Origin of the sequence: Lampropedia puyangensis, from assembly GCF_004833285.1 — a bacterium.
Classification (GTDB): domain Bacteria; phylum Pseudomonadota; class Gammaproteobacteria; order Burkholderiales; family Burkholderiaceae_C; genus Lampropedia; species Lampropedia puyangensis.
The window spans coordinates 14623-27472 of sequence record NZ_STFG01000009.1; the positions used below are offsets into that span (position 1 = coordinate 14623).

Sequence of the window (12850 nt, forward strand, 5' to 3'; positions counted from 1 at the left end):
GGCTTTTGATCGGCTTTTGATCGCCTATTGATGGATTCCATTGGGGCTTTGTTCGGTTTCAGGCTGCACGTGCGCTCCGGCATCGAGCAGTTGTTGTGCTACTTCTGCGCCAAGTTGTTCGGCCTGGTCGATTTGCGCCACTGCTTTGCAGGCGCTGACCTGAATCAATGCTTGCTGCCCGCTTGGGTCGCCCCATGCTGCGCGCAGCAGTAGTTCTCCTGGTGCTTCTGCTGACCAAACTGCGTGTGCGGCTAGCGGGACCGAGCAACTGCCCCCTAAATTGCGGCTGACGGCACGCTCGGCCGCCGTTGCCAACCAGGTCGGCGGATGTGCGAGTGCTTGCAAAGTAGCAATCAAAGCCGATTCTTGTGTTTGCACTTCAATGCCCAGTGCGCCTTGCCCGGCGGCAGGGAGCATTTGCTCTGCCGTGAACTGCATGCGGATGCGCGCTTGCAGGCCCAGTCGCTCTAAGCCTGCTGCTGCCAGAACGATGGCGCTGAATTCGCCCTCATCAAGCTTGCGTAAACGGGTGTCGATATTGCCGCGCAGAGGCTTGATGGTGAGGTCGGGGCGCAGATGGTGCAGTAAGACTTGCCGGCGCAAGCTGGACGTGCCGACCACCGCGCCAGGGGGTAAATCCTCAAGACGCAGATAGTCGTTGGACACAAAGGCATCGTGTGGGTTGCCGCGCTCGGGCACGCAAGCCAGCACAAAGCCTTCGGGCAACTGCATAGGAACATCTTTGAGCGAGTGAACCGCCAAGTGGGCCTTGCTATCGGCTAAAGCACTTTCCAGCTCTTTAACGAATAAGCCCTTACCACCAACCTTGCTCAGACTTCGATCGAGAATTTGGTCGCCAACAGTACTTAATCCCAACAACGTCACTGTGTGTCCCAGCGCTTGGAGTCGCTGCTGAATATGATCAGCTTGCCATAAGGCCAAGCGGCTTTTACGGGTGGCAATCGTTAAGGTGGACGGAAGTGTAGTGGACATGGTGTTTGAACAGAAGGCGAGCAAAACGAGGGGTTTGGCCGCACTAGGTGAGTTTTAAATGGTGGAAAATGCAGGCCTTTGAGGCATGCGTGTTATCACTTGCTGGATCGGTGGAGGGATGCGTGCAAGCGGCCAGGTTGAATATGCCATGCGATAAAGGCCGGCAATCGTAGCATGTACGCTACCCACTCAGATCCTGTGTTTCTCCTAACCTATTGGGTGAATGATTGGGATGATGGTTGTGCATTTTCGTCAGCTTATGGCTTAAGGGTTTGCTATAACCTGTCTACAGCAATTAACATTTTGTTGAAAATAATAGTTTTGGGTGAATAAGTCGACTGTTTCTCACAGTTTTTAGCCCGAGTATGGAATTGCAATGCGAATTGATGAACTGGTAAACACCCTCAAGGAGCTCAATGGCTCCACCGCAGATATTGAAGCATCCGCGTTGATTTCTATCGACGGCCTTTTGGTGGCATCTGCCATGCCTGCTGGCATGGATGAAGACCGTGTGGGGGCAATGTCTGCCGCCATTTTGTCGATGGGCGAACGAGTGACGCGTGAATTGGCCAGAGGCGCTTTGGAGCGAGTGCTCATTCAGGGCGAACAAGGCAGCATCATCATGACGTCTGCAGGCGAGGAGGCTGTACTCACAGTCACTGCCAAGGCCAATGCCAAACTGGGATTGTTGTTTTTGGATATCAAACGTGCGGCCCAAACTTTGGCCAGCCAGTTGTAAGGAGTCCGGTTATGGCAATGCCAGATATGACTGCACCGCAAGGGGCCAGCCAATCGTGCCGCCTTCACTATTTCGATGGCAGCTCTAGGCAGGTCTACTGGACAGACGAAGAGGTCTCGTTTCCTGAAGGGCAATTGATCGTCTCTCGTACCGATTTGCAAGGCATCATTACCCACGCCAACGATGCGTTTGTGTTGATGAGTGGCTACACGCGCGAGGAGTTGCTCGGCGCGCCGCACTACATCTTGCGCCACCCTGAAATGCCGGCCAAAGCTTTTGCCAGTCTGTGGGGTGATGCGCAGGCCAAACGCAAATGGCATGGTTATGTCAAAAACCTGCGCAAGGATGGCAGTTTTTACTGGGTGTATGCCACGGTCGTGCCCAACATTCGGCATGGTGAGGTGGTGGGCTACACATCAGTGCGGCGCAAGCCATCGCGCAAGCGCATTGAGGAGGTTGTTGCGTTGTACACAACATGGTTGGCTGAGCAAGGGAGTGCCGCATGACATTGAATTTTTTGGTGGCACCAGATTTCCCGCCGCAAAACTTTGCGGGTTGGCACATGTTCAATACGGTGTTGCAAAAGCGTTCTGGCCTGCGCTTGCATTTACTGATGCCACAAAATGCGACGGAGCAGTCAGAACAATTGGCCAGTGGTGCTGTGGATGTGCTTTATGCCAACCCTTTTGATGCCGCCGAGCTGATTCGCGACCAAGGCTTTATCCCGTTTGCCAGGCCTGTCAATCGCTCCAATGAGATGGTGATCGCCACTTCGGCAAAGGCTGATCAGGTCAATACCGTCGAGGACCTCAAGTCGGGCGTACAGATCGCTTTAACAGCCAACCATGATGTCAAGCTGATTGGGCTGCGGTTGCTTGAGCCGGCAGATGTGACTGAGCAAGATGTGCAGTGGGAATTGGTGGACAGTTACCAAGCGGCGGCGCGCTTAGTGATTCAAGGCAAAGTCGATGCGGGTTTTTTCTTGGCAACGGCCTACCACTCTTTATCCAAGCTCACTAAGAGCCAGCTCAAGCCTTTGATTGAGAGCTCTCTCAAAAATATCTCTCACGTGCTGATCGCACATCCGCGCGTTGCTAATGACATCGCCGTGATTAAGACGGCCATGCTTGGAGTTGGGGCGCAGGCCGGTGATGCCGATGTGCTGCAGGCCATGGGGTTGGATGAAGGGCTCGAAGGCATGGAACAAGAAGATGCGGAGTTCATGATCGACTTGATGGACACATTGCGTGACTGAATGCCGTGTATGTTGCCGGCTGAAAAGAAGGGCAATATCCAAACACAAGGAAAGTGCGCATGAGTCGCCTTGAACACAATACAACACCGGCTGGCTCGGTGCTTGATCAAGCCTGGCAGGCGCGGCAGCGGTTACGGCAGTTGAGCCGCAGAGTCATGGCGCAGCCACGCCATACAACAACCCACCGCAAACGTTTAGAGGCGGCGATGGGCATTGCTGGTGATGAGCCATTGCAAGGTTGTTTGGTGGACTTGTTTCACGCTATTGAGCCGCGCCATGCCACACCGCTGTTTGAGCAGGCATGTGACATGGCCAGCGCACAGTTACAGCCCCATGTGGCACAAGCCTTTTTGCAACAATTTGCGCAAGGCGATGCGATTGAGTCCATCCATGTGCTGGCCACGCGCTGGAGTGTCTTGGTGCAACCCTCCGCTGCTGTGCCTGCGCGGATGCGCCGTGCCAGTGGAGATGAGTCGCGCCGGCTGGCGCAACGCGTATTGGCGGCGCTACAAGAAGGAGGCCAGACGGCTGAGCTGGTGGAACAGGAATTTTTGGCCCATTGTCTGGCTTGTCATGATCGATTGGCATTCATGCTTGCGCGAAGAGAATGGCTGCGCAACCATCCTGAGTTGAATCCACAATGGCAGGCTGTGGCCCTGAAGTTGGAGCAAGAAGCCATGTCCAGCACCTGATTGGGCATGGGGTTGCTTGATGTGCCTCTTTTCATTGATGTCTCGTCATCACTTAAACGTTCATGAATACGTCTACTACACGTTCTGGCCAGCGCCAGGGATCTTCAGGTCTTTTTGAGACTTGGTACACGCTGACCCCTCAGGGGGTTCTGTATGCCTTTGGCTCTCCTGAGCCTGATGCACAACAAAAGGCCTTGCAAGCATTGCTGCGCAATGAACAGGCTGTCAGTAAAAGTGAATGGGGCCGTTCCAACCTGGAAAATGCCAATTTGCAGCAGGCGCAAGAGCGGCAATGGGTTCAATTGATGTCCAGTGCGGTGTCTGGGCCTGATACTCGTTTATCTGACTTTATCCGCCATGTGATTGCTCCATTGTCAGGCCAACGCCAGGCCGTATTGGCTTCGGATTCGGGATTTTGCCTAGACCGCGTTGGTGTTGAGCAGGATGAAGCCGAAGCAGTCAGTGCTGCTGCCGCCGATTTTTCTGAATACGCCAAACGCCAGTCGCGTCGTGGTTGGCAAGGTGCCAACCGCTATGTCTCGTTTTACGACGACCCCCATCTGTTGCTGCCAAGCTGGTCCTTTGTGCCGATCTGGGTTGATGGGGCGGGCTATTGGCTGGCTATTGCTGGTGAGCCGCTGTTAAATAGTCTGGCACTGGTGGAGCTGGTGTGGGGAATTTGCCTGGCTGGTAACCGTTTTGCCGCTGATTTTTAATGCCCGTTGAATTGACCTTGTGTCTCCATCATGGGCAATGCGGGCAGGCACGTTGCTCAGGCTCTGTGTGAGCGGTTTTGTTGTCCGCCAATGAAGCCAGGATGGGGCAGTCTGGCCTGCCATCGCCGTGGCAGGCGTGTACGAGTGATTGCAGTGTTTGCGCCATTTGCTGCAGATCCATGATTTTCAGCTCCAGTGCGCGAATGTGCTCCTGTGCAATGCGTTTGACGTCAGCGCTTTGGCGACTGCGGTCTGCCCAGAGGCTGAGCAAGTTGCCTGTTTCCTGCATTGAAAAGCCCAAATCACGAGCTCTGCGGATGAATTGCAGTCGGTGAATGTCTGCATCCATATAGTGGCGATAGCCCGCTTGGCTGCGGATGGCTGCTGGCAGCAAACCGCTGTCCTCGTAATAGCGAATCATTTTGGCTGAAACACCGCTGGCTTTTGCTGCCTGGCCGATAGTCATCGTCATCCAAGAGCCCCTTTCAAGCATGCACCTGCATTTTTCGTTTGCGTTAATGCGCTGCTGGCGCGAAGCGGCGCAAACGCAAGGCATTGCCTAAGACAAAGACGCTCGATAGCGCCATCGCACCGGCTGCAAATACGGGCGAGAGCAGTAGGCCCCAAGCTGGGTACAGCACGCCTGCGGCAACTGGAATCAACGCGGTGTTGTAGGCAAATGCCCAGAACAGGTTTTGCCGGATATTGCCTATCGTCGCTTTGGACAGCGCAATCGCATTGGGAATGCCTTGCAAATTGCCTGACATGAGCACTACGTCAGCTGTCTCGACCGCAATGTCCGTACCAGTGCCAATGGCCAACCCTACATCTGCCTCGGCCAATGCAGGGGCATCGTTGATGCCATCGCCTACAAATGCAACAGGCCCATGCGTTTGTCGCAACAGTTTAAGCGCCTGCACTTTACCCTCTGGGAGCACTTCGGCTTTCACTTCGTCAATACCTAGCTGATTGGCAATAGCCTGTGCGGTTTGTGCATTGTCGCCGGTGAGCATGGCTACTTTCAGTCCTAGCGCATGCAGCGCGGCAATGGCTGCGGGCGTGCTGGGTTTGATGGGGTCTGCTACCGCCACGATGGCTGCTAGTTGGCCGTCAAGGGCAGCGTACAAAGGAGTTTTTCCTTCTTGTCCAAGGCGAGAGGCGGTTTCTGCAAAAGGGGCGACCGATACGCCGATTTTTGCCATGAAACGGTCTGCACCAACTTCAACGCGTAGCGGCCTTGAAGCACGATCGGGCTTTTCAGTGCTACGCACAATGGCCCGCACGCCATATCCAGTCACCGATTCAAATGCCTCCAGCGCTGGCATGGGAAATTGCGTTGCCTGTGCCGCTTGCACAATGGCACGGGCGATGGGGTGTTCTGAGTGCGATTCAACAGCTGCCATGGCAGACAACACGGTGTCGTGGTCGAAACCTGCGGTGATCTCTAAGTCTGTCAAAACCGGTTTGCCTTCAGTGAGAGTGCCGGTTTTGTCCACAGCCACAACGCGCGCATCCCTGAGTAACTGCAGTGCCTGTCCCTTTCGAAACAAAATGCCCAATTCAGCGCCGCGCCCAGTACCGACCATGATGGAGGTTGGCGTGGCCAGCCCCATGGCACATGGGCAGGCGATGATGAGCACGGCAACGGCATTGACCAAAGCCAACGTCAAGGCCGGCTCAGGGCCCCATGCCATCCACACGGCAAAGGTGAGCAAGGCAGCAGCCATGACTGCTGGTACGAACCACAGGGTAATTTTGTCTACCAAGGTCTGAATGGGCAGTTTGGCGCCTTGGGCTTCTTGCACCATGCGGATGATTTGTGCCAATACGGTAGAAGAACCCACGGCGGTGGCTCGATAGCTGAACGCCCCGGTTTGGTTAATGGTGCCACCAATCACCTTGTCGTTTGGCTGTTTTTGCACGGGGATGGGCTCGCCTGAAATCATCGACTCATCGATATAGCTGCTGCCTTGTTGAATCTCTCCATCTACAGGAATGCGCTCACCTGGACGCACGTGTACAACGTCGCCAACTGCAACCTCGCCGATGGCAATTTCCTCGATCGATGTTCCGCGTTCGACCCGTGCTGTTTTGGCTTGTAACCCGACTAAATGTTGGATTGCTGCAGAGGTGCGACCTTTGGCGCGAGCTTCCAGATACCGGCCCAGTAACACCAAAGCCACAATGACTGCTGCCGCTTCGTAGTACACGTTGACGGTATGCGCAGGCAGCACTTGTGGAGTGAATGTCGCGACCAGTGAATAACCGTAGGCTGCCAGGGTACCTACGGCAACTAACGAGTGCATGTCGGGCGCTCCGCGCAGCAAGGCAGGGATGCCATGGCGGTAAAAACGCAAGCCCGGGCCCAGCAGCACTAACGTAGTAAGAGCCCATTGAATCAACCAACTGGTGTGTGTACCTATGGTGCACGCAATCCAATGGTGCATGCCCGGAATGAGGTGCGCGCCCATTTCCAAAACGAAAACTGGCAGGGCCAGTGCTGCGGCTATCAGCAAGTCACGCCGAAGGGTCTGCTGCTCCTGTCGTGCTCGGGTCTGGGTTTGCTCCACTGCATGGGTCGTTTGGTCTTGTGTAACCACACTGGCTTTGTAGCCTGCTTGTTCAATGGCCGCCAGCAGCTCAGGTGCACGGGCTGCACCGACAATGTTGGCACGCTCTGTAGCCAGATTCACTTGAGCACTCTGCACGCCAGGCACCCGCTGTAACGCGCGCTCGACTCTGCCCACGCAAGAAGCGCAGGTCATACCTTCAACCAGTAACTCCATGCTATTGCTTGGCTGCGGGGGGATAGGGTCAAGCACCGTATAGCCTGCGTTCTCAATGGCTTGCACCAATGCTGCACGATCGATCGTTGTTTTAGCCTCTTGGGGGCGAATCAACGCCTCTTGGGTGACAAGATTGATCTGCGCTGAGCCAACACCTGCGACTTTTTGTAAAGCCTTTTCCGCTCGCGCGACGCATGAAGCGCAATGCAGACCATCCAGCGACAGCCGCATGCTTCCATCATCGGCTATTGAGGTCGGCGCTGCAGTAGGCAAGGCGTCTGTTGCGTTAGGAGAAGAGGTGATCGGTTGCACTTGCATAAAAGACTCCGGGCCTGCTTGAGAACAGGGTCAACAAGAACAGGTATTGACTGTGACAGAAGGCTGCATGATGAACCTTGCCATGATGGGAAGGTCAAGTCTTTTTCTTGAGTTTCAAGGAAATGGCGCAGGGCTCAGTGGTCTATGCCATGGCCTGTTGCAGGCAAAGGAATTGTCCTGATAAGGATAATGACGGCACCAAGCTGGTGCGTGTTGGGCGCGTAATTTCAGTAATGCATCTGTGAAAAGACGCAGGCCTGTGCCATTAATGATGAAGGTTGACTGACTGACTGACTGGCTGGCTGCAGGGGCAGCCATTTTTATTTTGAATGGATTGAGTGAGGAAAGTAATGTTTGTGGAATCTGTTTCAAATCCTCATGACGCAGGGGAACCACCAGCTAATCGCTGGCTGGTACTGGCCGTGGTGTCTGCGGCGTTGTTGTTGATTGTGATCGACATGACGGTACTCTATACCGCACTGCCCGTGCTCACGCATGAACTGCATGCAACTGCCAAGCAGAAGTTGTGGATCGTCAATATGTATCCGTTGGTGGTGGCAGGCATCTTGCCCGGTGCCGGTACGTTGGGTGATCGTTACGGCCATCGGCGTACTTTTTTGGCTGGCTTGGTGGTGTTCGGACTGGCCTCGCTATGGGCCGCGTACTCGCCCAGCGCCAATGCGTTGATTGCAGCCCGTGCAGCCTTGGCTGTTGGAGCCGCATTGATGATGCCAGCAACATTGGCCATTATTCGCCAGACGTTTACGCAGGGGCGTGAGCGTGGCATTGCGATCGGTATTTGGGCTGCAGTGGCCTCTGGGGGGGCTGCGTTGGGTCCTGTCCTGGGAGGTCTGCTGCTGACCCAATTCTGGTGGGGATCCGTGTTTTTGATCAATGTGCCGGTGGTCTTAGTCAGCATCGTGTTGGTGCTGGTGTTGATTGCTCCTCGGCCAGGCGACGCGACGCGACGATGGGATGCCTTGGGCTCTATCTGGATCCTGCTGGGCTTAATTGGTACGACCTATGCCGTGAAAGCAGCTGCCCAGGCCCGCGCTGATTGGGGTCAGGTTGTGCTGGCTGCCGTGGCTGGTTTTTTCTTCTTGGCGCTGTTTGTGCGACGGCAGCGACGCATCGAGCACCCCTTGCTCGATTTTGACTTGCTGCGCGACCAGTCTTTTAGCGTGGGCGTGATTGCGGCTGTGTCTTGCTCAATCGCTTTTATCGGTTTTCAACTGGTGTTCAGCCAATGGCTGCAATTGGTGCGGGAATTGACACCACTGCAAGCGGGTTTGCAGGTCATGCCGATTGCATTGGCCTCGTTCGTGTCAGGCCCGCTGGCGGGTTCTTGGATTGAGCGGGCTGGCACGCGTGCAGTCATTCTGACTGGTATGGGGATGGCAATTATTGGACTGGTGGGCGTTGTACTGACGTACCAGCCGATGGGCTGGGCACTGCTGGCTTTTCTGGTGTTGTTTGGCGCCGGTTTTGGTGTGGCCGTCACCGGCTCTTCCTCTGCCATCATGTTCAATGCACCCCAAGACAAGGCCGGTATGGCCGCCTCGGTCGAGGAGGTGTCTTATGAGTTGGGCGGCTCATTTGGAGTGGCCCTGATGGGAAGCTTGATGACTGCTGTGTATGCAAGTCACCTTGAGTTGCCCGCGACCTTGATGGCCTACCCGCAAGCCTTGGATAGCCTGGATGAGGCGCGTTTGATTGCGGAGCAACTTCCGACAGAGCAGGCAGTGCAACTGATTGCACTGGCCTCAGATGCTTTTGACCACGCTTTCGTGGTGGTCAGCTGCGCCGCTGCGGTGCTATTGGTTGCAGTGACTGTCGGTTTGCTTTTGTGGCGCAAACGCTAACGCGTTTTGGCGCTATGCAGTAGGGCATAGTGAGTGGCTTAATTGGCGCAGGAACACCGCACAAGCTTGTATTTGCGCCATTTCCACATATTCATTAGCTTTGTGTGCCACTTGGATATGCCCAGGACCGCAAATGATGCTGGGGATGCCCGCTTGCTGAAACAGGCCCGCTTCTGTGGCGTAGGCTACTTTGCGTGTGGTGGTGTCTTTTGTCAGTGCGCGTGCCAATGCCGTAATGGCGTCTTGCTCGCTGGCTTCAAGTGCCGGCGCACTGGCTAGGCTGGTGATTTCAATGCGGGCATCTTGGTATTCGCTTCGCATGCGTGGCAAAAGCACCTCTTGAACATAGTGTTCGACTTGCTCGGCGATGGTTTGTGCTCGCATGCCAGGTAAGTTGCGGAATTCGTAAGAGAACTGGCATGTATCGGGAATCGTGTTGAGAGCAATGCCGCCAGCAATCATGTTGGTGGTCATGGTGGTGTAGGGCACATCAAAGGCGCGGTCGTAGGGGCCTTGCTGTTTGAATTGCTCGGCAATCTCGCGAATACGGCAAATCAACTGGGCGGCATACTCAATGGCGTTGCAGCCTTGTGGAGTGAGTGAGGAATGGGCCGCGTGCCCGTGCACATGGCACTGGTAGGCATTGATGCCTTTGTGTGCCACAACCACTTGCATGCCTGTGGGCTCACCGACTACGCAGCCATCGATATGCTGCCCTTGCTCCTGCAGGGCTTTGAGCATGACAGGTGCGCCTAGACACCCGACCTCTTCATCATAAGAAAGCGCCAGGTGCAGTGGCTTTTGGCGCGGCATGGCCAAGAACTCTGGCACCAATGACAAGGCCGTGGCGATAAAGCCTTTCATGTCGGCTGTGCCACGGCCATACCAGGCGCCGTCTTTTTCTGTCAGTGTGAACGGATCGCTGTGCCAGTCTTGTCCATCCACAGGCACCACATCGGTGTGGCCTGACAGCACGATACCTCCCTGTGTGCCCCCGTTTTGGGCGGGTAGCGTTGCGAACAAGTTGGCTTTGGTGCGATCGCTGCTGTAGTACAAGGTGCTGGGCAGACCATGCTGGTTCAGCGCATCGCGCACCGTTTCAATCAGATGGAGGTTGGAGTTTCTGCTGGTGGTGTCAAACGCTACTAAGGTACGTAGCCAATCATGTGCGGTGGTGTTCATATAGACGTCAATCCAAAAGGCTGCGCAGAAAGGGCGCTGCGTCGCGATAGGTCCAAGTTGGTGCAAATTGGCATGCAGTTTGCTCAATCTTGAACATGTTCTTTCATTCCAAGCCAGGGCAAAGCCAACCATCGGCGGCTTTGCCACCTTCGCCGCCTATCTTATGGCAACAGCATCTGTCTTTGTTGCTGGAGTCGACGGGTTCGGGCGTGTTTGGTGTAGACAATTTTGGCAATTGCAATTACATCAATACAGCTGGCGCGCAGATGATTGGTTTGCCGCCGCATCAGATACTGGGTCGCAACATGCATGTGTTGACGCACCACAGCCACGCGAATGGCAGACCTTACTCTGACAACGAGTGCCCCATCTTCAATGCGTTCCGTCGCGCGCAGCCTTGTCGTATTGATACGGAGGTGTTTTGGCGTGCCGATGGCCGTGCCTTTCCGGTTGAGTACACCAGCCACCCCATCATGGATCGCGGTGTTTTGCGTGGCGCAGTCGTTACCTTTGTAGATATCACCGAACGCAGAGAGGCTGCGTTGGCCTTGCAACGTACCAACGAAGAGTTGGAGGCGCGTGTTACTCAGCGTACGCTGGACCTGAGTGAGGCGCTACGCCAGCAACGCGAGTTGGCAGCCCACCTTGAGAGAGTACGTGAAGAAGAGCGCACGCGTATTGCCCGTGAGATTCACGATGAGTTGGGAAGTCTCTTAGTGGCCTTGAAAATGGAGCTGCGGTGGATGGAGAAGCGCCTGTCCGAGCAAGCCGAACGCAGTGTCGATGATGCGCAATGCATGCGCCTGCGTATGCAGGAAAAATGCGCCACGATGGGGCTTCATATTGACGAGGCGGTGCACAACGTCGAGCGCATCATCACCGACTTGCGTCCCAGCATCTTGGACCACCAGGGGTTATGGGCCGCATTGGAATGGCAGGCGCGCACCTTGGTGGAATCCACGGAAATGGATTTGCAATGGAGTGCGTACATTAGCCCTGATGCGCAGCCGCCTGAAGATGACCAAGCGGTGGCTGTTTTTAGAATCTTTCAGGAAATGCTCAGTAACGTTGCGCGTCACGCACATGCTTCGCGCATTCACATTGCTTTGCAGGCCACGCAGGTGCAACTGCATTTACGGGTTTGTGATGATGGCCGTGGTGCCCATCCGCAAGTGTTTCAGGCGCCCAACGCGTATGGTGTACGGGGTATGCACGAGCGCGCCAGGCACATGGGGGGATCTCTGATGCTGGAGACTGAACTGGGCAAAGGAACTTGCTGCGCATTAGTAGTGCCACTGAAGCATTGCACTCACACAGCGGGGCCTGCTGGGCAGCCAAAAGGGAGGATTGCATGAGCAATATGCCGATTGCACCTGTAGCGCAGAGCATTCGTGTCTTGATTGCGGATGACCATCGCATTGTGCGTGAAGGGGTCAAGCAGGTTTTGGCTGATGCGCCAGAAATTCAGGTTGTTGCTGAGGCTGATGACGGTTTTGCCGCGTTGGCGATGGTCGAGCAGATGCATGCGCAGCTGAGCGTCGTCTTGCTGGATATTGCCATGCCCAAGCTAGACGGCGTGGAGACCTTGCTGCAATTGCGCCAGCGTTGGCCTGCTTTGCCTGTGTTGGTCTTGAGCACGTATGCGGAAAGCCAATATGCGGTGCATTGCATACGCCAAGGGGCGAAGGGATACTTGTCTAAAAGTGCCGATCCAGATGAGATGGTGGCCGCCGTTCGCCAAGTGGCTGCAGGCGGGCTATACGTAACACCAGAGGCTGCACAAGCACTGGCCATGGCGGTGGGCCGCACAGACGGAACAGAGGCGCTGTCGCACCGTGAACATCAGGTGTATCGCTTGCTGATTAGCGGCATGACGGTGACCGAAATTGGTGCCAAACTCAAACTGGCGCCCAATACCGTGAGCACCTACCGCATGCGCGTGCTGGAGAAAACAGCCACCAAAAATGACGTGGAACTGACCTTGTATGCCCAGCGCCATGGACATACTGGATAGGCGGCTTGCCGTGGTTGCACTGTACGGGTGCATAGGCGCTGTGCGGGTTTGAATGGGATGGGAATGCAGCGTTTTCGTTTGTATTCGAATTCGTTGTGCATGGCGATAGGCTGGCTGGGGTGTCTGCGTAATGGCTGTTCGTGGCACCGACTGCCGCTATTCATAGCCCTTGTAGTGCTATCCCTACAAGGAGGTTGAAGCTTGGTGTGCGATTTGCATGGTGCACGTGGAGTTGGCACGCAAAAGGGGATTTTTGGCCCGTCGCTTGCATGGTGTTTGGCGTTCATCCACAC

12 protein-coding genes are annotated in these 12850 nt (G+C 55.3%); 8 read left to right on the forward strand and 4 right to left on the reverse strand.

Annotation, left to right across the window (positions count from 1 at the left end; translation table 11 throughout):
* Positions 1–24 precede the first annotated feature (24 nt).
* Complete coding sequence (gene hemC / locus E9531_RS09410; protein WP_136573514.1) at positions 25–993, reverse strand: hydroxymethylbilane synthase; 969 nt, start codon at positions 991–993, stop codon at positions 25–27.
* 376 nt (positions 994–1369) lie between these two features.
* On the opposite strand from hemC, the gene E9531_RS09415 reads away from it, so the two are divergent.
* The 5 genes from E9531_RS09415 to E9531_RS09435 all read left to right on the forward strand — a co-directional run bounded on the left by E9531_RS09415 (position 1370) and on the right by E9531_RS09435 (position 4395).
* Complete coding sequence (locus tag E9531_RS09415) at positions 1370–1732, forward strand: roadblock/LC7 domain-containing protein (protein WP_136573515.1); 363 nt, start codon at positions 1370–1372, stop codon at positions 1730–1732.
* 11 nt (positions 1733–1743) lie between these two features.
* Positions 1744–2238: a PAS domain-containing protein gene (locus E9531_RS09420; protein WP_136573516.1), complete on the forward strand. Its 495-nt coding sequence runs from the start codon at positions 1744–1746 to the stop codon at positions 2236–2238.
* Entirely contained in the window at positions 2235–2987 is a 753-nt protein-coding gene (locus E9531_RS09425) for a PhnD/SsuA/transferrin family substrate-binding protein (RefSeq protein ID WP_136573517.1), read from the forward strand. The genes E9531_RS09420 and E9531_RS09425 overlap by 4 nt, the downstream gene beginning before the upstream one ends.
* A gap of 59 nt (positions 2988–3046) precedes the next feature.
* On the forward strand, positions 3047–3679 hold the full coding sequence (locus E9531_RS09430) for a hypothetical protein (protein ID WP_136573518.1): 633 nt from the start codon (positions 3047–3049) through the stop codon (positions 3677–3679).
* Positions 3680–3741: 62 nt separating this feature from the next.
* Positions 3742–4395: a hypothetical protein gene (locus E9531_RS09435; RefSeq protein ID WP_211343408.1), complete on the forward strand. Its 654-nt coding sequence runs from the start codon at positions 3742–3744 to the stop codon at positions 4393–4395.
* A gap of 28 nt (positions 4396–4423) precedes the next feature.
* Here the strand turns inward: E9531_RS09435 and cueR are convergent, their stop codons facing one another.
* Together cueR and E9531_RS09445 are read right to left on the reverse strand one after the other, a co-directional pair.
* Positions 4424–4861, reverse strand: a complete 438-nt coding sequence (gene cueR / locus E9531_RS09440) for a Cu(I)-responsive transcriptional regulator (RefSeq protein WP_136573609.1) — start codon at positions 4859–4861, stop codon at positions 4424–4426.
* A gap of 49 nt (positions 4862–4910) precedes the next feature.
* Positions 4911–7412, reverse strand: a complete 2502-nt coding sequence (locus E9531_RS09445) for a heavy metal translocating P-type ATPase (protein ID WP_136573610.1) — start codon at positions 7410–7412, stop codon at positions 4911–4913.
* Between the two features lie 437 nt (positions 7413–7849).
* On the opposite strand from E9531_RS09445, the gene E9531_RS09450 reads away from it, so the two are divergent.
* Positions 7850–9361, forward strand: coding sequence for an MFS transporter (locus E9531_RS09450; RefSeq protein WP_136573519.1), 1512 nt, complete (start codon positions 7850–7852; stop codon positions 9359–9361).
* Positions 9362–9373: 12 nt separating this feature from the next.
* Here the strand turns inward: E9531_RS09450 and argE are convergent, their stop codons facing one another.
* On the reverse strand, positions 9374–10543 hold the full coding sequence (gene argE / locus E9531_RS09455) for an acetylornithine deacetylase (RefSeq protein WP_136573520.1): 1170 nt from the start codon (positions 10541–10543) through the stop codon (positions 9374–9376).
* Between the two features lie 95 nt (positions 10544–10638).
* On the opposite strand from argE, the gene E9531_RS09460 reads away from it, so the two are divergent.
* Positions 10639–11898 (forward strand): sensor histidine kinase, encoded by a 1260-nt coding sequence (locus tag E9531_RS09460; RefSeq protein ID WP_136573521.1) that lies wholly within the window; start codon positions 10639–10641, stop codon positions 11896–11898.
* The gene (locus tag E9531_RS09465; protein WP_244610059.1) at positions 11895–12557 is read left to right on the forward strand and encodes a response regulator; all 663 of its coding nucleotides are present in this window, start codon (positions 11895–11897) and stop codon (positions 12555–12557) included. The genes E9531_RS09460 and E9531_RS09465 overlap by 4 nt, the downstream gene beginning before the upstream one ends.
* The last annotated feature ends 293 nt before the right edge of the window (positions 12558–12850 follow it).

Excerpts from the sequence above, each read along its gene's own strand:
- E9531_RS09460 (WP_136573521.1), top strand. The coding sequence starts at position 10,639 with ATGTTCTTTCATTCCAAGCCAGGGCAAAGCCAACCATCGGCGGCTTTG.
- cueR (WP_136573609.1), bottom strand. The coding sequence starts at position 4,861 with ATGACTATCGGCCAGGCAGCAAAAGCCAGCGGTGTTTCAGCCAAAATG.
- argE (WP_136573520.1), bottom strand. The coding sequence starts at position 10,543 with ATGAACACCACCGCACATGATTGGCTACGTACCTTAGTAGCGTTTGAC.
- E9531_RS09445 (WP_136573610.1), bottom strand. The coding sequence starts at position 7,412 with ATGCGGCTGTCGCTGGATGGTCTGCATTGCGCTTCATGCGTCGCGCGA.
- E9531_RS09430 (WP_136573518.1), top strand. The coding sequence starts at position 3,047 with ATGAGTCGCCTTGAACACAATACAACACCGGCTGGCTCGGTGCTTGAT.
- E9531_RS09415 (WP_136573515.1), top strand. The coding sequence starts at position 1,370 with ATGCGAATTGATGAACTGGTAAACACCCTCAAGGAGCTCAATGGCTCC.
- E9531_RS09425 (WP_136573517.1), top strand. The coding sequence starts at position 2,235 with ATGACATTGAATTTTTTGGTGGCACCAGATTTCCCGCCGCAAAACTTT.
- E9531_RS09435 (WP_211343408.1), top strand. The coding sequence starts at position 3,742 with ATGAATACGTCTACTACACGTTCTGGCCAGCGCCAGGGATCTTCAGGT.
- hemC (WP_136573514.1), bottom strand. The coding sequence starts at position 993 with ATGTCCACTACACTTCCGTCCACCTTAACGATTGCCACCCGTAAAAGC.
- E9531_RS09420 (WP_136573516.1), top strand. The coding sequence starts at position 1,744 with ATGGCAATGCCAGATATGACTGCACCGCAAGGGGCCAGCCAATCGTGC.
- E9531_RS09450 (WP_136573519.1), top strand. The coding sequence starts at position 7,850 with ATGTTTGTGGAATCTGTTTCAAATCCTCATGACGCAGGGGAACCACCA.
- E9531_RS09465 (WP_244610059.1), top strand. The coding sequence starts at position 11,895 with ATGAGCAATATGCCGATTGCACCTGTAGCGCAGAGCATTCGTGTCTTG.